Annotated in this window: 12 protein-coding genes and 1 other RNA gene; 6 read left to right on the top strand and 7 right to left on the bottom strand. The window is 62.1% G+C overall.

Annotation, left to right across the window (positions count from 1 at the left end; genetic code table 11):
* Positions 1-9: 9 nt before the first annotated feature.
* The 4 genes from ssrA to BW978_RS21760 all read left to right on the top strand — a co-directional run bounded on the left by ssrA (position 10) and on the right by BW978_RS21760 (position 1,649).
* Positions 10-386: a transfer-messenger RNA gene (gene ssrA, locus BW978_RS21775) on the top strand.
* Between the two features lie 196 nt (positions 387-582).
* Positions 583-1,086, top strand: coding sequence for an SspB family protein (locus BW978_RS21770; protein ID WP_076398032.1), 504 nt, complete (start codon positions 583-585; stop codon positions 1,084-1,086).
* 50 nt (positions 1,087-1,136) lie between these two features.
* Entirely contained in the window at positions 1,137-1,325 is a 189-nt protein-coding gene (locus tag BW978_RS21765; protein ID WP_076398029.1) for a DUF4169 family protein, read from the top strand.
* 63 nt (positions 1,326-1,388) lie between these two features.
* The gene (locus BW978_RS21760) at positions 1,389-1,649 is read left to right on the top strand and encodes a ribbon-helix-helix domain-containing protein (RefSeq protein WP_076398026.1); all 261 of its coding nucleotides are present in this window, start codon (positions 1,389-1,391) and stop codon (positions 1,647-1,649) included.
* 10 nt (positions 1,650-1,659) lie between these two features.
* On the opposite strand, the gene BW978_RS21755 is transcribed toward BW978_RS21760, so the two are convergent.
* From BW978_RS21755 to BW978_RS21740, 4 genes are all read right to left on the bottom strand, one after another.
* Complete coding sequence (locus tag BW978_RS21755) at positions 1,660-5,397, bottom strand: AsmA family protein (protein ID WP_076398024.1); 3,738 nt, start codon at positions 5,395-5,397, stop codon at positions 1,660-1,662.
* Between the two features lie 73 nt (positions 5,398-5,470).
* Complete coding sequence (locus BW978_RS21750; RefSeq protein ID WP_076398021.1) at positions 5,471-6,880, bottom strand: FAD-binding oxidoreductase; 1,410 nt, start codon at positions 6,878-6,880, stop codon at positions 5,471-5,473.
* 117 nt (positions 6,881-6,997) lie between these two features.
* Positions 6,998-10,147 (bottom strand): efflux RND transporter permease subunit, encoded by a 3,150-nt coding sequence (locus BW978_RS21745; protein ID WP_076398019.1) that lies wholly within the window; start codon positions 10,145-10,147, stop codon positions 6,998-7,000.
* Positions 10,144-11,367: an efflux RND transporter periplasmic adaptor subunit gene (locus BW978_RS21740; protein WP_076398016.1), complete on the bottom strand. Its 1,224-nt coding sequence runs from the start codon at positions 11,365-11,367 to the stop codon at positions 10,144-10,146. Before BW978_RS21740 ends, BW978_RS21745 begins: the two co-directional genes overlap by 4 nt.
* A gap of 278 nt (positions 11,368-11,645) precedes the next feature.
* Between BW978_RS21740 and BW978_RS21730 the strand changes: the two genes are divergently transcribed.
* Positions 11,646-14,123, top strand: a complete 2,478-nt coding sequence (locus BW978_RS21730) for an ATP-dependent helicase (RefSeq protein ID WP_076398010.1) — start codon at positions 11,646-11,648, stop codon at positions 14,121-14,123.
* A 76-nt stretch (positions 14,124-14,199) separates the two neighbouring features.
* Positions 14,200-14,982, top strand: a complete 783-nt coding sequence (locus BW978_RS21725) for a glycosyltransferase family 25 protein (protein ID WP_076398111.1) — start codon at positions 14,200-14,202, stop codon at positions 14,980-14,982.
* A 12-nt stretch (positions 14,983-14,994) separates the two neighbouring features.
* On the opposite strand, the gene BW978_RS21720 is transcribed toward BW978_RS21725, so the two are convergent.
* The 3 genes from BW978_RS21720 to BW978_RS21710 form a co-directional block, all read right to left on the bottom strand.
* Positions 14,995-15,594, bottom strand: coding sequence for a thymidine kinase (locus BW978_RS21720; RefSeq protein ID WP_076398008.1), 600 nt, complete (start codon positions 15,592-15,594; stop codon positions 14,995-14,997).
* A 115-nt stretch (positions 15,595-15,709) separates the two neighbouring features.
* The gene (locus tag BW978_RS21715; protein ID WP_054151711.1) at positions 15,710-15,991 is read right to left on the bottom strand and encodes a DUF6074 family protein; all 282 of its coding nucleotides are present in this window, start codon (positions 15,989-15,991) and stop codon (positions 15,710-15,712) included.
* 140 nt (positions 15,992-16,131) lie between these two features.
* Entirely contained in the window at positions 16,132-18,471 is a 2,340-nt protein-coding gene (locus tag BW978_RS21710; RefSeq protein WP_076398005.1) for a glucose/quinate/shikimate family membrane-bound PQQ-dependent dehydrogenase, read from the bottom strand.
* Positions 18,472-18,629 lie beyond the last annotated feature (158 nt).

The raw sequence follows: 18,629 nt of genomic DNA, 5'->3' as shown, positions 1-18,629 counted from the left end.
GTTGGTTCGCCTCTTTTCATCGGGATCGGAAACACCTATATCAGCTTTGCCGGGGCTTGCTCCGGCTATGGCAATAAACGGTCGGTGTAATAAACCTATTGGACCCGGGGGCGGTACCCGGCGCCTCCACCAAAAACCGGTCGGATCTGATACCTTTTCAGACCGGCTTTTGATGGGGGCGAAATAGGATCGACAAGGGCGTAAAGATCGAACTTTTGCTCGGCATGATACCGCCGTTATCGGGTCACAAGTGTAGTTGCAAACGACAACAACGCTAAGGGTTACGCTCTCGCTGCCTAATGGCGGTGCGGGAAACCCGCTCTAAGTCCTTAGGGTTAGCCCCTTAAGGCGGGGTCCGAAGGCACCTGGCAACAGAAGCCTTCACCTACCTCCTAGTCCCAATAGACCCTCAGTCTTTTCCCCCAGCCTCCTGCATGACTTTGCTTCGGATTTCGCTGCTACCAGCAGGAAGAGATTTGATGTACATTGCGCGAACCAGTTTCACGCGCCGGGGCTTTTCCGCGCCGCCGCGTCGTGGCATAAGCCGCTGAAAATCGGCATGATAACGAAAGCAGGGATCTGATGGGGCACGACCATATTCGCTACGACATTCTGGCCCAGGACGCACTCCGTGGCGTCATCCGCAAGGTCTTGGCCGAGGTTGCCGCGACGGGGCGCCTGCCGGGTGACCATCACTTCTTCATCACCTTCCTGACCGGCGCCCCGGGCGTACGGATCTCCCAGCATCTCAAGGCGAAATATGCCGAGCAGATGACGATCGTCGTCCAGCACCAGTTCTGGGACCTGAAGGTCACCGACAGCCTGTTCGAGATCGGCCTCTCCTTCTCCGACACGCCGGAAAAGCTCGTGGTACCCTTCAACGCCATCCGTGGCTTCTACGATCCCTCCGTGAACTTCGAACTCGAATTCGACGTGCCACTGGCCGACGAGGAAGAGGGCGAGGCAGAGATCACCGCCTATCCGCTGGAGGCCGTCGCCAAGACGGACGAGGCAGAAGCTGGAAAGACAGAAGAAAAGAAGGAAGGCTCCGTCGTTTCGCTCGACGCCTTCCGCAAGAAGCAGTGACGTGACGAACGGCCGGAACCCTGCCCGGCCTTTTCCGTGGAGTTCAGACCATGGCCGACATCGTCAATCTCCGTCAGTTCCGCAAGGCGAAGGCCCGCGACGAGCGGGAGACCGTGGCCGAACAAAACCGTATAAGCCATGGCCGAACAAAAGCGGAAAAATCGCTGACGAAGGCACGCAACGACAAGGCGGCCCGGCAGCACGAACATGGGCGGATCGAGAAGCCCGAGCAGGATTGATCCGAAAAGACATCTGGGCGCATAGGCACGGCCCGACCTCGAACATTCAAGACGGTGACCGCCATGATCCGCAAGCGCTCGATCACCCTCCACGGACACCGCACCAGTTTTTCGGTCGAAGACGCCTTTCTCGACGAGTTGAAGACCATCGCCAGTAAACGCGGCCTGAGCTTTGCAGCCCTGATTGCTGAAATCGACGAAAGCCGCCCGCTCGCCTCGAACCTTTCCTCTGCCCTTCGCCTGTTCGTCTTGCGCGAACTCAAGCAGGCGGCCGTCTCGACGGAAGACAAGGTCTCGGACAGACCGACAGAGGCGAAATTCTAAGCCAATCCGGTCAGTCGACCCCCGGCAGCCCCTCGAACCGCATGTCCGGCAAGGGCTGCCGTATCACGCGCTCTTCCGGTGCGACCGGGAGAACTGGCGCAACGGGCACCGTATCCGTCGTCAGAGGCTCGACCGGGGTGGCCACCGGCGCCTCAGGTTGAGCAGCCAATGCTTCGGCCTCTTGCGCAGCCTCGGCTGCCGCGTCCGCTTCCGCCTTGAGCCGCGCTTCCTCTTCCATCCGCAGGCGTTCCGCCTCTGCCCGCGCCCGCTCTTCGGCACGCGACCGCGCAAGCGCTGCCTCCCGCCTCAGCCGCTGCTTTTCGAGAACGCTCGCCTGCAGGGCCTCGACCCTCCGCCGCTCGGTCTCGAAGGCCCGCAAAGAGACGAAGTTGGTGAGTTCCGTGACGTCAAGTGACTGGCTGGGCGAGAGCGCGTCACCCTGGAAGAGAAGCCGGAAATTCGGCTCTCCGCCCTCCATGGCCGCCTCTCCGGCGTTCAAGGCCACACCGATTTCCCCATCGAGCACGGCGGCTCGCAGATCGAGCCTCAGCGCAGCGTCAAGCTTGGCCGCATCCGCCTGGTGGCTCGCCGCTTGAATGCGCAGCGTCCCGTCCGACAAGGCAAAGGGCAGCACCAGTCCTGTCAGCTCCGTTCTGCCATCCCCGACCAGACGCTCGGTGATATCCCGAACCTTGTCTTCACTGATCTCCGTTCCCAAAGCATCGACTTCGGCAATCAGTGCCGGCATGATATCGAGATGCAGCCTGTCGAACGTGAGGCTGTTGAACCGCGCCTCGCCAGAGCCCCTGGCCGTACCGATCAGCTCAGCCGGCGTCTTGCCGGCGCCTTCTGCCACCAGCGTCACATCCATGCGGCCGGCTGGCGTTTCGGCCTCAGTCATCCCGCGTCCCAGGCGTAGCGCATTGACCGTTCTCAGCACGTCGCCCCCCTCGAGATCGAGGCGAGCCTGCAGGAAGCCGTTTCCGTCGGTGTTGGCCACCGAGAACCGGCCCTTGGCCTTGCCGCCCAGCCAGTCGCCGGCGATGTCGTCGAAGCTCAGTTCGCCGGCGTTGTTGCGCAGCGTTCCGGACACATCCGTCATGGCCTCTGCCGCACCGGGCCAGAATTGCTTGACGGTCAGGCCGAGATCGAGATCGAAGGGCAAGCTGGCGGCGCCGAGAGCCGCCTCCGACAAGGCGCCATCAACAGGATCCGTCAGCGGGCCGATCATGGTCGCCGCAAGCCAGTCGAGATCGAGTTCATCGAGGCTCACGGTGCCGGCAATCGAGGGGACGGATCCTGTCAGGTTGACCTGCCCCTGCGCCTCAACCGTTTGTCCACCGATCGTCCCCGTCATGCGTTCGATCGCAAGCTGATCATCGGCCAGCGACAATTGGGTCTCCCCCTTCACAGGAAGACCGGTTGCCGCATCGGGAAGGTTAAGCCCCAGCGCCATCAGATAGGGGCCGATGTCCTGGCTGTCGAGCGAGACATCCCACCCGCCATCCAGCATGCCAGGCGTGTCTAAAGCCGTCAGCTGCGCCGTAGCCTCGAGCGTCGTTGCAGGCCCGACAAAAGTGACGACGGCATCGGCATTGCCTTCACCTGCGGCGTTCACAGTCAGGGTCAAGACGCCACCTTCGCCGGTTGTCCATGGCAGGGGATCAAAACCGACCTGTCCGAGAAGGACCTGCGCCTCCTCGTTCTCCAGCCGGATGTCGACGCTGCGTTTGCCACCCGCGAGAAACGCGGAGATCGCGTCGGCCTCGGCCGTCAAAGCAAGGGCAGTCTGGTCGACGCGACCGGTGAGACCAAGCGTCACTGCACCCGCGTCCGTCACCTGCAGCTTGCCCTTGATGTCGGCCTGCGGATACCATTGCGCACTCCGGGCCAACCGGTCGATGAGAGCGCTGGCCGGCAGGCGCTCCGCGAGGAGCGCAAGGAACCGACCTGGATCTTCAGAGACGAAGTCGATCTCCGCCTCCCCCGCTGGCGTGGCCAGCGTATCCCGCAGGCTCCCGGTCACCCGGATCGCGCTGCCTGCAACGCTGCCGAGGTTAAACCTCTCGATCGAAAGCTGCCCCGCCTCGTATGTGGCAATCGCTTCGACATCTTCGGCGGTCACACCGAAGGCACGCAGCGCACCCACCTTCAGACGGGTCGCGACCCGTTCGGCGAGCAGCCGCTGTTCGGCATCCTCGCCGACGACCAGAGCGGCAATCGCGCGCGCCGCATCGAGATCGAGACCGGCTCCGGCAAGATCGATGGAGAGGCTCGCCGCTTGACCGATCGGCGACTCCCGCTCGATCCGTCCTTTTAGAGGATCGTCGCCAATCGCAAGCTCCAGGTTCTCGAACCGTTGCAGTTCGGGTGTCAGATTGACCGAGGCCGAAAATCCGGCCGAGGAAAGGCCTCGGATCGACGGATCGACCCGTCCTGCAATCCAGGTGGCGAGGCCTGACGGCTGGGTCGATGCGATCAGGAGATTGCCTTCGAAAGATGGCGTGTCGACGAGCGTCAGCCGGCCGCTCGCCTCGACCTGAGTGCGTCCCGGCAACAGGCCAACAGCTCTATCTACGGCCCACCCATTGCCTGCGGGGCGCACGTCGAGCTGCAGGTCGCGAAACACGGTATCGCCCGCGACAATCGCCGGCAGGCGCAGCGTGGCACGGCCCGGAACCTTGGGGATCGGGATCTCTGCAGCGCTGGCGAGCAAGAGCGCCAGGCGCTGCTGGACGGACACGCTGCCATTGCGCGAGGTCTTTGCCCGGCTGCCATCGGCCGCCAGCCTGTTGACATCGACCTGCTGGCCTTCAGCCGTCAGCAGGAACTCCGGATTGGCACCGGTGTCGAGCTTGGCTTCGCCCGAGATCACATAAGGGTCAACGGCATCGCCGAGTTCAAGGCGGTAGCTCGGAACCGTGATGCTGTCATTGGCAAGCTTGAACTCGCCGCGCATCCGAGGTGCAGGCAGAGGTGTCTGCCCCGGCTCCAGCGCCTCCGCCGGTGTCGCGACTTTCCAGGTGGACGAGAAGCTTCCGGCATAATGCGGCTTGCCCTCTTCCAGCGCCAGTTCGCCTTCGAGCATCAGGTCGAAGGGACGCCTTTCAGGTTCGATCCGCAGGCGAAGCGGGAGGGCAATCTCGGAGAACTCCGAGGTCGTCAAGCCGAATTGCGCGGCTTCTCCGTCGAGCACGGCCCGGCCCTGGACAGACCATGGCCCCGCAAGCGTGCGCGCAGACAGAGCAGCGTCGAGCTCGGCGAGCACGCGATTGCGCCCGGACTGCTCGTCGATGAATTCGATACGACCGCCCGTGACGGAGACCTTCTCCAGAACGACCGTGCGTGCCGGAATGCTGGGTCTGCTGCCGCGCAACCAGTCAAGCGTTCCGTCGGGCAAAAGCCGGATGCGTGCCTGGGGCTCCTCGATGCGCATGTCGAAGATACGCGCTTCGCCAGACAGGAAGGGGGCAAGTTCCGCATCCAGCGAGAAGCGGGCGATCCTGACGAGCGGCGTACCGTCCACGTCGGTCCCGACAGTGACATCCTCCATGGTGACGGATGGGAACGGTAGGAGCCGTGCCGAAACCTCACCATTGACCACGACCTTCTTGCCGAGCAACTGGCTCGCCTGATCCTCGAAGTCGCGGCGGAAATTGGTCCAGTCCACAAACAAGGGGGCAAGCAGCGCTGCAAAGAGCGCAACCACCAGAAGGCCGCCAAACGTTACCAGTATGCGTCCGAGCACCGAATGCCACTCCCTTGATTACGGCCCGAAGGTAACGCAAATCACCGCAGGGGCAACCCGCTAGCTCTTGCAGTCACAGCCGAAAGATCTTGCCGGGATTGAAGATATTGTCAGGATCGAGCCCAGCCTTGATGGCGCGCATCGCCGGCAATGCCGAGGCCAGTTCCTGCTCCAGATAGCGGATCTTGCCCTGTCCGACCCCATGTTCGCCGGTGCAAGTGCCCTCCATGGCAAGCGCCCGCCCGTTCAGCCGCTCGAGAAAGGCTTCAGCCTTCTCGACATCAGCGGCGTCCTTGTCATTGAACAGCAGCAGGACATGGAAATTGCCGTCACCGGCATGGCCGACAATCGGGGCCAGAAAGCCATGTTCGCGAATATCCGCCTGCGTCGCGGCCACGCATTCCGCGAGACGCGAAATCGGCACGCAAACATCCGTCGACAGGGCCGAAAGTTCCGGCGCCAGTGCCCGGCTTGCCCAATAGGCATTGTGGCGCGCCTTCCAAAGCTGGTTCCGCTCTTCCGCATTGGCGGTATAGGCAAACTCTCCACCGCCGAACTCGGCCGCGATCTCGCCGAACTGTTCGGCCTGAAGCGCCACCGTCTCTTCCGTCCCATGGAATTCGACGAACAAGGTCGGACGCTCGGCATAGGAAAGCTTCGAATAGGCGTTGCAGGCGCGGATCTGCATCTCGTCCAGGAGTTCGATGCGCGCCACGGGAATGCCCATCTGGATCGTCATGATGACGGCGTTGCAGGCGTCTTCGAGCGTCGGGAAAGCCACGACACCACCGCTGATCTTCGCCGGAATGCCTTGAAGCCTGAGCGTAACCGAGGTGATCACCCCGAGTGTGCCTTCCGACCCGACGAACAGCCGGGTCAGATCATAGCCGGCCGAGGACTTGCGTGCCCGCTGCGCGGTGCGGATCTCCTCACCATCCGCCGTCACCACCGTCAGCGCCAGCACATTGTCCTTCATCGTGCCATAACGCACCGCGTTGGTGCCGGATGCACGCGTCGCAGCCATGCCGCCGAGCGACGCATTCGCACCCGGATCGATGGGGAAGAAGAGACCGGTGTCGCGCAGATAGGTGTTGAGATCCTCGCGCGTCACGCCCGGCTCGACCGTGCAGTCCAGATCCTCGGCATTGACTGAGAGGATCCGGTTCATGCGGCTGAAATCGATCGATATGCCGCCGCAAGGTGCGTTCACCTGCCCCTCAAGCGAGGAGCCCGTGCCGAAGGGCACGACCGGCACGCGATGCATGGCGCAGATCCGCACGACCTCTCGAACATCCTCGCTGCTTTCGGCGAATACGACCCCATCCGGTCGCTGTGACGGCAGATAGGTGGTGGTGTGGCTGTGCTGGTCACGGAACGACTGACCTTTCTGGAAGCGCTCTCCGAAACGCTGCTTGAGGACCGGCAACGCCAGAGCGATGCCTTCTTCATTGCGTTTGCCGTCGATCACATCCTTGCGGGCCATCCGCGACCTCCCGAATATTAGCCGTGGGACGCACCGGGAAATTGGTGCGTCCCTGCTATGGGATAGGGCTCGGAGATTGTCCAGTCGTCAGACAGCCGCAGAGGCGCGCTCAGCCTTTTACTCGGCTGCAACCCTCGGCGGCGCACCGCGATCATTGGCGATCTTCAGCGTGGCATCCTCGAGTTCCGTCTTCAGGCGCGCTTCTTCCTGGGCTTGCGGCTTGGAGAAGCGGGCAAGTAGGAGATAGGCGACCGGCGTGATGTAAAGCGTCACGAGCGTCGCAAAGCCGAGACCGCCGACGATCACCCAACCGAGCGCGATACGCGCCTCTGCACCGGCGCCCTGCGCCAGCACCAGCGGCACACCCCCGAGTACCGTTGCAATCATCGTCATCATCACGGGACGAAGACGAATGGTGCAGGCCGTCTCGATTGCCTCGCGAACGGAGAGCCCCCGGTCACGCAGCTGGTTGGCAAACTCGACGATCAGGATGCCGTTCTTCGCCATGACACCGACGAGCAGCACAAGGCCGATCTGACTGTAGACATTGAGCGTCGAGCCGGTGACGACGAGCGCGAAGACGGCACAGGCAAGCCCGAGCGGCACCGTCGCCATGATGATCAGCGAGGACACCACGCTTTCGAACTGAGCTGCGAGCACCAGGAAGATGATCGCGATCGCGAAGCCGAAGGTAAGCGCCATGCCATAGCTGTTCTCTTCCAGCGTCGCAGCTTCGGAGAGCGGGATAAGGCGCGAGCCTGGCGGCAGCAATGGCTGCGCAATCTGTGTCACCATCTCGACAGCATCTCCGAGCGCAACGCCATCGCCGAGGCTTGCCGAGAAGGACACCGAGGCGAGCTGCTGTTCGCGGTTGAGGGTTGGCGAGACTGCATTTTCCTCAAGCGAGGCAATCGTCGACATCGGTACGACACGACCGTCGGAGGTGGTCAGGAAGATGTTTTCCAGATCCGTCGGGTCATTGATCGGCTGCGTGCTCGACACAAGGCGAACCGGGATCGAGTTACCATCGACGAACACGTCGGTGACCGATCGACCTTCGAGAAGAGCCTGTAGCGAGGTTCCGATCGCACCGATATCAATGCCGAGGTCGGACGCCCGTTCGCGATTGATCGTCACCGAGATCTGTGCCTGGGTCGGCTCATTATCGAGACGCGGTGTCTGGAACTCCGGACGGTCACGCAACTGATCGACGATCTGCAGTGCCGATGCCGTGAGCGTTTCATGGTTCGAACCGACGACCGCCATCTGCAGGCCGCTGCCGGCACCACGGATTCTGAGGCTGTTGGTCTGGAACACATTGCCACGCAGCGCCGGCACCAGAGCGGCGGCGGCATTGACGTCCTGAACGATCTCGTTTTGGCTGCGTTCACGCTCCGACCAGGGTGCCAGCGTCATCACCATGAAGGCGCTATTGGATGAGCCCTGACCCGAGATCGAGAAGATGTTCACAATCTCCCCGCTGTCCCGGAGCGGCTTCAGGTTCTCCTCGACCCGCTGCACCTGATCACGGGTATAGGCAAGGCTGGACCCCTGCGGTGTGGAAAGCCGCATCAACACAACCGAGCGGTCTTCGCGGGGTGTGATCTCGCTCTGGATCGACGTAAACGCGATATAAGCGGCGCCCGAGAACACCAGGGCAACAACGCAGACGATCAGCGGATTTACAAGGCAGGCCCGAAGCGTTCTGCCATAGAAGCCGGCGAAGCGCTTGCCGAAAGCCCCAAGCATTCCCTGATCGTCGTCGGCTTCGCGTTTGAGCATGCGCGATGCCATCATCGGACACAACGTGAGCGCTGTAACCGACGAGAGCAGAACCGCAAAGGCCAGGACGAAGCCGAATTCGCGGAAAAGACCACCGAGCTGGCCCGGCAAGAAGGACAGCGGCACGAAGACTGCAGCAAGTGTGGCCGTGGTCGCAAGGACCGCAAAGAACACTTCCTGCGCCCCGAGAACGGCGGCCGCGCGCGGGCCCATACCCTCTGACCGTCGGCGAACGATGTTTTCGAGAACGACGATCGCGTCGTCAACCACGAGGCCGGTCGCGAGAACGATTGCGAGCAGCGTGAGAATGTTGAGCGAGAAGCCGACCAAATAGATCGCCGCCAGCGTGCCGATCAGAGCGACGGGCATTGTGAGCGCAGGGATCAACGTCGCACGCCAGTCGCGCAGGAAGAGATAGAGGACCACGAGCACGATTGCGGCAGAAAGCCCGAGTGCGAGCTCGACCTCGTGCAAAGCGCCCTCAATGAAGACCGCGTCGTCGCTGGTGACGATAACCCGCGTGCCTTCCGGCAGGGCGCTCGCCATGTCCTCTACGGCAGCATGCACGCCAGCAGAGATGTTCAACGTGTTGGACTGCGCCTGACGGATGATGCCGAGACCGACACCCTGCACACCGTTCGATCGCAGCGAGGTCGAACCATCATCAGGCCCGAGTGTCACGGTCGCCACGTCACGCAACCGCACGCGCTCACCGATCAACACATTCTCAAAATCGTCGACCGTGGCAAGGCTGGCGGTCGCCCGCACAACGATGTCCTGCGTTTGTGATTCGAGAGAACCGGCAGGAACATCGAGCGAGGAATTCTGCAATGCGGTTGCAAGGCTGGCCACACTCAAACCACGGCTGGCGAGTGCAGCCTGGTTGACATCGATCCTGAAGACCTTTTCCTGATCGCCATAAATCTGGACGTCGGCGACGCCTTCGACGGCGGCCAGGCGGTCCGAGATCTCGTTCTCGACCAGTAGCGTCAAGTCTTCCATCGACAGCGTGGTGGACGTCACGGCGAGCCGCATGATCGGCTGCGAATCCGCGTCCGCCTTGACGATGCGCGGCTCATCCGTATCGTCGGGCAACTGGTTACGCACACGGCCGAGCGCATCGCGTACATCGTTTGCGGCAACGGCCAAGTCGACATTGTCGCTGAACTCCAGCGTCGTCCGGCTCTCCCCGAACTGGGATCGAGAGGACATCGACTTGAGACCGCTCACCCGGGCAACCGCGCCCTCGATGATGCGCGTGACTTCCTGGTCCATGGTCTGCGCAGACGCGCCATCATAATCAGTGCTGACCGTGATGACCGGCTGGTCGACATCGGGCAGTTCGCGGATTTCGATGCCCGCAAGCGCCGCCAGGCCCGCAACGACCAGCAGTGTGTTGAGCACTGCGGCCAGCACCGGACGTCGAACGAAAAGGGCGGTGAAGCTGCGTCCGGACTGTTCGGAACCGTTCTCTGTCGAACTCATCGCGCAGCGACCTCCTCGGCATCATCCTGCGGCGCGCCGGCAATTTCAACCGTCCCGCCTTCTCGCACGCGCTGCAGACCTTCGACGGCAACCACGTCGCCCTCCTTGAGCGACGCATCGACCAGGATCTGGTCCGAATTGCGCTGAATGATACGCACGCGCGTCTTCACGGATTTGTTATCAACAATCTGCCACACGAAGGAGCCCTCTCCGTCCCATTGCACCGCAAGCGGGTTGACAGCCGCGTAGCTATCGCCGGGAAAACGCATCGCGACGGCAAACGACATGCCAGCGCGTAGCACATCGTCAGGATTGTCGATCTTGGCGCGAATGCGGATCGTGCGGCTTGCCTGATCTACTCGGCTGTCCACCGCTTCGACCGTGCCTTGGAAAACCTGGCCCGGGCGGGAGACGGAAGTGGCTTCGACCGGCATGCCCGGCCGCACAGCCGCGACAAAGCGTTCGGGAGCCCAGAAATCGACGAGCAGCTGGCTGCGATTATCGAGGGAAACGACGGCTGTCGTGTTCGTGACATTGTCGCCGACACTGACCCCGACAATCCCGATGACGCCATCGATGGGCGCGATGATGTCGCGGCGCTTCAGATTGAGCTCGGCGGTGGTGAGCTGCAGCTGTGCCTGCTCTTCGGCAATTTGCGCGTCAAGTACGTCGAGGCGGGAGAAGCTCTGCAGGTTGCGGTAGGATTCGGCCTTCTCCTTGGCGCTGCGGAGCGCCACAGCTGCCTGATCTCGCAAGATGACCTGTTCTTCGCTATCCAGGCGGGCAATCACGTCGCCTTTCGTCACCCTCTGACCGGACGAAACGAGGATCTCGTCAACCGTCCCGGATGCCTGCGGCATGACGGTTACCGCCTCGATAGCCTCCCCGTCGCCGATTGCGCTCAAGCGGTCGTTGACAACACCCATGGCAACCGGCTGCGTGGCCACGAGAATGGCTTGGTTGCCGCCGCCACGGCGGTTTCCCTGGCCCTGCCCGCCGCCTTGTCCCTGGCCGCCGGACTGAGCCTGCTGACCGCCCTGCCCCTGGCCCCGCGGTGCCTGCTCTTCACCTTCGGGCGCTGCAGATACCAGCGCCACGGCCGAAGCGGGCACCCCCATGGAAACAAGCGCCTGCCCAACCCCGGGTGAGAAATAGACAAGGGAACATAGTCCGGCGAAGAGAACAGCGAAACTGATGGCGAGTTGCTTCCAAATCGGCATGCAAGGCTCCAAAATGTAAAACGGAATGTCAGGCGGTAAGTATCGGGCGCAAACGGTCAGTGGCAATGCCAGAACGCCAAGCTTACTGATTTGTAATCTCGCGTCTTTTCACGCCGCCGTGATCTCGCATCCCGGTAAGCTGGTCGAAACCGTCCTCACGGGAGCCTAGCATATCCCTCAGCCTAAAGCCTGCCGAAATCCGTGCGCAACAAGGCGGAAGGAATAAAACCAGAACGCCGTCACTGGCCTTTCCGACCCGAATCACTACATTGAGCCGCATGAGTAACGGTTTCGACGACATTCCCTTCTTCGACGAAGAACCCGCACCGCGCAAGCCTGCCGCGTCTCCTGCCCCCGCTGCTGGCGCTCCCGCCCCCGGTGGCCTTGGCATTGCGGCCCGCGCTATGGCTGCCCGTGATCAGGCCCGCGCGCCCGATTATCTTTCCGGCCTCAACCCGGAACAGCGTGAAGCGGTCGAGACCGTCGATGGTCCCGTTCTGGTGCTCGCCGGCGCCGGCACCGGCAAGACCCGCGTGCTCACCACCCGCATTGCCCATATCCTGGCAACTGGGAAAGCCTTTCCAAGCCAGATCCTGGCGGTGACCTTCACCAACAAGGCTGCCCGCGAGATGAAGGAACGCATCGGCCACCTCGTTGGCGGCGCCGTCGAAGGCATGCCTTGGCTCGGCACCTTCCACTCGATCGGCGTCAAGCTGCTTCGTCGCCACGCTGAACTGGTTGACCTACGCTCCGACTTCACCATCCTGGACACCGATGATGTCGTGCGTCTGATCAAGCAGATCATCCAGGCTGAAGGTTTGGACGACAAGCGCTGGCCGGCCAAGCAGTTCGCCCAGATGATCGACGGCTGGAAAAACAAGGGTCTCGACCCAAGCCAGATTCCCGAGGGCGACGCCCGTGCCTTCGCCAACGGCAAGGGCCGCGAACTCTACATCGCCTACCAGAACCGTCTGAAGACCCTGAACGCCTGCGATTTCGGCGATCTGCTGCTGCACCCGATCCGCATGTTCAAAGCGAACCCGGACGTGCTGAAGGAATACCACCAGCGCTTCAAATACGTACTGGTCGACGAGTATCAGGACACCAACACTGCCCAGTATATGTGGCTGCGCCTGCTCGCCCAGCGGCCGCCGGGCGTGCCGCAGAATGTCTGCTGCGTTGGTGATGACGACCAGTCGATTTATGGCTGGCGCGGCGCCGAAGTGGACAACATCCTGCGATTCGAGAAGGATTTCCCTGGCGCCAAGGTCATCAAGCTCGAGCGTAACTACCGTTCGACCGAGCATATCCTCGGTGCCGCAGGCTTTCTGATCGCGCATAACGAGGGCCGCCTCGGCAAGACCCTCTTTACCGACCGCGTCGATCCGAACGACGACAAGGTCGTCGTCCATGCCGCCTGGGATTCTGAAGAGGAAGCCCGTGCCGTCGGTGAAGAGATCGAACAGCTGCAGCGCAACCAGCATCCGCTCAACAACATGGCGATCCTGGTCCGCGCCTCCTTCCAGATGCGCGAATTCGAAGACCGCTTCGTCACGCTCGGCCTCAACTACCGCGTCATCGGCGGCCCGCGCTTCTATGAGCGCCTCGAAATCCGCGATGCGATGGCTTACTTCCGCCTGGTCTGCCAGCCCGCCGACGACCTCGCCTTCGAGCGCATCGTCAACACGCCGAAGCGCGGCCTCGGCGACACGACGATCCGCAATCTGCACGACTATGCCCGCGCCCGGGACATACCCATGCTCGCGGCAGCGGCCGACATCATCGAGACCGACGAGCTGAAACCCAAGGCCCGCAAGGCGCTCTTCGACGTCGTCACCGATTTCCGCCGCTGGCAGACCCTGCTCGAAAACACACCGCATACCGAACTTGCCGAGCAGATCCTCGACGAGAGCGGCTACACGGCCATGTGGCAGAACGACAAGTCGGCAGAAGCGCCGGGACGTTTGGAAAACCTGAAGGAACTCATCCGCTCGATGGAAGCGTTCGAGAGCCTGCGCGGCTTCCTCGAACATGTTTCTCTGGTCATGGATGCAGAGACCAACGAAAACCTCGACGCCGTCTCGATCATGACGCTGCATTCAGCCAAGGGCCTGGAATTCGAGACCGTCTTCTTACCCGGCTGGGAAGAAGGGCTCTTCCCCCACCAGCGCGCGCTGGACGAAGGCGGACGCTCGGGCCTCGAGGAAGAGCGCCGCCTTGCCTATGTCGGCATCACCCGCGCCAAGCGTCGCTGTCACATCTGGTTCGTCTCGAACCGCCGCATTCACGGCCTCTGGCAATCCACCCTGCCCTCGCGCTTCCTCGAAGAGCTGCCGCCCGCCCATGTCGAGGTCGCTGAGGCCGAGACCTCCTATGGCGGTTATGGCCGTAACCCCTATGGCCAGTCCCGCTTCGATAAGCAGGAGCCCTTCCAGAACAGCTATTCGACGCCAGGCTGGAAGCGCGCCCAGGCGAACAAGACCGACGCCACCCGCGACAACTGGGGCAACCGTTCCGGGCATGCGGTCGAGCGCATCGGCTACGGCGAAAGCGGACCACGCGCAAAGACGATCGATGGCGAACTCGTCGCCAAGTCGACGACATCGGAACCCTCACGCTTTTCCGTGGGGGACCGCGTCTTCCATATGAAGTTCGGCAATGGCAATGTCTCGGCCATCGATGGCAACAAGCTGACGATCGATTTCGACCGGGCCGGCCAGAAGCGCGTGCTCGACGGTTTTGTCGAGAAGGCCTGAGACGACAGCGACTATTGACGCTTCCGTGAGGATTGCGCAGAAGGCTGGGCGCCCGAACGTGTCGATGGAGACCGCCTTGCAAGTCCTTCCGGAAAGCCGCCTGAACCTCGCCGTCTACCTGATCAACATGGACGGCGCGGAAGATCGCATGGAGGTGATGAACCGCGAGACGGCTGCCGCCGGCATCGTCGCCGAGCGTGTTTCGGCGGTGATCGGACGAAACCTCAACTTCCCGATTCCGGAATTTTCCGAACTCTCCTACAAGCTCCTGCATGGCCGCCGCATGAAATATGGCGAAGTCGGCTGCTATCTCAGCCACGTCGAATGTGCACGCCGTTTCCTTGCTTCCGACGCGGAGCTCTGCCTCATCCTCGAAGACGACGTGAGCTTCGAGCCGGACTTCCTCGAAACGATCGATACTGCAGCGAAGAATGCCGATGCCTGGGACATCCTGCGCCTGACGACGGTCAGCAGCGGCCGGAAATTCCCCTATCGGAAACTAACGGACCGTCGCTCGCTGGCAATCGCGCTCACCCGTGAGAAGGGCTCAGGCGCTTACATGATCAACCGCAAGGCCGCCCGCTGGATTGAAAAAGACCTAGTGCCGATGCGGCTCGCCTACGACATTGCCTTCGATTTGGAATATCTGTCAGGGCTGAAGGGCGCCTTTATCAGCCCACTCATCGCAAGCCAGGATACCGACTTTGAATCGCAGATTCAGGGCGACATGAATTCCCACAAGCTGCCGCGCTGGCGTTATCTCACGGTTCTGCCCTACCGCGCCTATCTGGAGGTGAGCCGGGTTCTCGCCCGCGGCGCACTGCTGCTCTGGCAAAAGCTGGTCAACCGAAAGCGCTGAGACGCCAAAACTTCACGTGTTGCCGGTGACTTCTTCTGCGGCGAAGGCCAGTTGCCAATGACGGCGGCAGAGCGAGGTATAGGTCTCGTTTCCGCCAATCAGAACCTGTGCACCATCCCGCTGCGCCTTGCCGTCTTCGCCAACGCGAACGACCATGGTCGCCTTGCGGCCGCAGTGGCAGATGGAGCGGGCCTCGGTGAGTTCGTCGGCAATCGCGAGCAGCGCTTTCGAGCCGGGGAAGAGTTCGCCGCGGAAATCGGTCCGCAATCCATAAGCCATCACGGGAATATCGAGGGAATCGACAACCCGTGCCAGCTGCCAGACCTGTTCTGTGGTGAGGAACTGCGCTTCGTCGACGAAGACGCAAGACAGCCGCGACGCATCGTGATCGGCCTTGATGGCCGTGAAGAGATCAGCCTCTGGCCCGAAGGCCGTAGCCTCTGCACGCAGACCGATCCGCGAGCCGATGAAACCCTTGCCGGCGCGGTTGTCGAGCGCGCTGATCAGCATCGCCACCCGCATGCCACGCTCCTGGTAGTTGTACGCCGCCTGCAGAAGCAGCGTCGACTTGCCGGCATTCATGGTGGCGTAGATGTAGTGGAGTTTGGCCAAGGCTGCGCTGCTCGAGCTGGAGTGATGCTGCCGCCGTCTTACCGGAGAGGTGAGACCACGGACAAGCACCGGGCAGCGTTGCCAACAGGAACTATCACGCGTGACGCCGAAGGGCTCAGCCCTGGGCGGCTTCCTCGCGATGCAACCACATCAGTTCGACCTGGACGGCCGCCTGGAAGTCCATGATTTCAGCCCGCATCTCGTCTTCCGGGCAACCGAGTTCGAGAAGTTCGTTGCCGAGCCGGCGGCATGTCGTCTTCCAGAATTCCGTCGCGGCATAGCCATTCAGGCGGTCGAGTTCGATCGCGGAACGGCGCACCAGATCCCGGCGGCTCGCGAGCGGAAAGAAGGCGATTGTCGTCGGGTTGGACTGGCCGTTCATGGCTTGGCTACTCATGCGAAACATCCTCACGTTACGACATGTGTGTAGAATCACATGGTTAACGTTCCGTTTCGCAGCAAGGCCGGACACGCCGAAGTGTGCCGAAAGTGAACCCGCCCGCGGCTGCGGGCGGGTTCAAACCTATAGAGCTACGCTCAATCGGGCAGCGTGTAGGCGATCATGTAGTCGCCCGGATCCGTGCCCACGGAGCCATGGCCGCCGGCGACCATCACGACATACTGCTTGCCGTTGTCGAGCGCATAGGTCATCGGGGTCGCCTGGCCACCCGCTGGCAGGCGGCTCTCCCAAAGCTGCTCACCGTTGGTCAGATCATAGGCTCGGAGATAGTTGTCGACCGCGGCACCAAGGAAGACCACGCCACCCTTGGTGATCATCGGACCACCGATACCGGGCACGCCGACCTTGAAGGGCAGCGGCAGCGGCGTCATGTCATAGACCGTGCCATTGCGCTTCTGATAGGCGATCTCGCCCGAACGCAAGTCGACGCCGGCAATGGTGCCCCACGGTGGCGCCTGGCAGGGAATGCCAAGCGGCGACAGGAATGGCCCCATGACGATACCGTAAGGTGCGCCCTCGTTGCGGTTGAGCCCCTGTTCCGAGCCAGTTTCACCCTCTTCCTTCGGCGGAATTTCGGAACGCGGCACCAGCTTCGATGTGAAGGCGAGATAGGTCGGCATGCCGAACATCACCTGGCGCTCCGGATCGACGGCGACCGAACCCCAGTTGAAGGTGCCAAAATTGCCGGGATAGACGAGTGTGCCTTCCAGCGAAGGCGGCGTGTACTGACCCTCGTATTTCAGCTGATGAAACTGGATGCGGCACATCATCTGGTCGATGATCGTCAGACCCCACATGTTGCTTTCAGTGAGTGCCGGCGGACGGAAGGTCAGATCCGAGATCGGCTGGGTCGGCGCGGTGAAGTCTTCCGGGATCGCACCACCGGGTGCCGGGAGCTCGCGCACAGGAATGATCGGCTCGCCGGTCCGGCGATCCAGCACATAGATGTCACCCTGCTTGGTCGGTCCAATCAGCGCGGGGACAACCGCACCCTCGGAATTCGTCAGATCCGTCAGCACGGGCTGAGCCGGCACGTCCATGTCCCAGAGGTCATGGTGCACCGTCTGCATGACCCAGCGATCCTGTCCGGTATTGACGTCGAGCGCGACGATCGAAGACGAGTATTTCTCCACACTCTCGCTGCGCCCCATGCCGAGCTGGTCAGGAACCTGATTGCCGAGCGGGATGTAGACGAGGCCGAGCTCTTCATCGACCGAGAAGATCGACCAGCTGTTGGGCGAATTGGGCGTGTAGGTCTCGTCGGGGCCGATCGGGGCCGTTTCCGTCGGGTTGCCGCTGTCCCAGTTCCAGACCAGTTCGCCCGTGTTGACATCAAAGGCACGGATCACGCCGGACGGCGACTGCGTTGAGTAATTGTCGTTGACGGCACCGCCAATGATGATCTTGCCAGCAGCAATGACCGGCGGCGAGGTCGAGTAGTAATATCCGGCCGGATTGTACGGCATGTTCTGCTCGAGACGCAGCGTGCCACCATTGGCGAAATTCTCGCAGATGGCGCCGGTCCCGGCATCCAGCGCGATCAGGCGCGCGTCCGAGGTCGGCAGGTAAACGCGTTCGGCACAAACAGTGCCTTCAACGGCTGTCGGATCGCGGTAGTAGGTGACACCGCGGCAGGTCTGGTGCTGACGGTCGGATTCCAGGCCGGCATTCGGATCAAACTTCCACTTTTCCTGACCAGTCTCGGCATCCACGGCAATCGCCCAGTTGTGCGGCGTGCAGAGGTAGAGCGTGTCATCGATCTTGAGCGGCGTGACCTGATAGGTCGTCTCGGTAACATCCTCCGGCAATTTCACATCGCCGGTCTGATAGGTCCAGGCGATCTTCAGGTCTTTGACGTTCTCCGTGTTGATCTGGGTCAGCGGCGAATAGCGCTGTCCATAGGCTGTTCGGCCATACTGATGCCAGTCGCCGTCAGGAACATCACCACCGAGAGCCGGCGCTGCAGCCACCTGTTGCGTCGGCAGCGAACCCTCACGGTCATAGGTCTCGACGAAAAGCGATATGCCGGCAACGACCACCGCAATCAGAACCGGCACCGCGAGTGGCATGACACCTGTCGCCATGCGGTCGCGGCGATGGGCCGGACCGAGCCGCCGGCGGATTGCAGGCAGCATCAGCCAAAGGCCGAGGACAATGATCAGACCGCCCCGCGGCCCGAGCTGCCACCAATCGAGACCGACTTCCATGACGGCCCAGACAAGGCTCGCGAGAATGAACAGACCGTAGACCCACAGCGCCTCGGCACGCTTGAGGTAAAGCAGGAAGGCGGTGCCCAGGAAAGCGAGCCCGGCCAGAAGGAAATAGGGACTGCCACCCAGGATGAGGAGCTGAATGCCCCCTGCCCCGAGGACAAGCCCCAGGACCCCAAAGACGACGGCGGTAACGATCAGAAACATGCCGGTTCCATTCGATTTTTGAAAATTGCGGATTTGACCGCGGGCGCGGTCACGTCAAAGAACGCCTTGAGCGGAACGATAGAACCAAACGATTGTTCCATCTTTCGGAACCATCCGAAATCGCAAGTCTCGCCCTTGATCAGAAGCCCCGTCATTGC

The organism is Rhizobium sp. RU33A, from assembly GCF_900156055.1.
GTDB lineage: Bacteria > Pseudomonadota > Alphaproteobacteria > Rhizobiales > Rhizobiaceae > Allorhizobium.
Note: the sequence above shows the minus strand (reverse complement) of the source record. Positions and strands in the feature narration are given on the sequence as shown.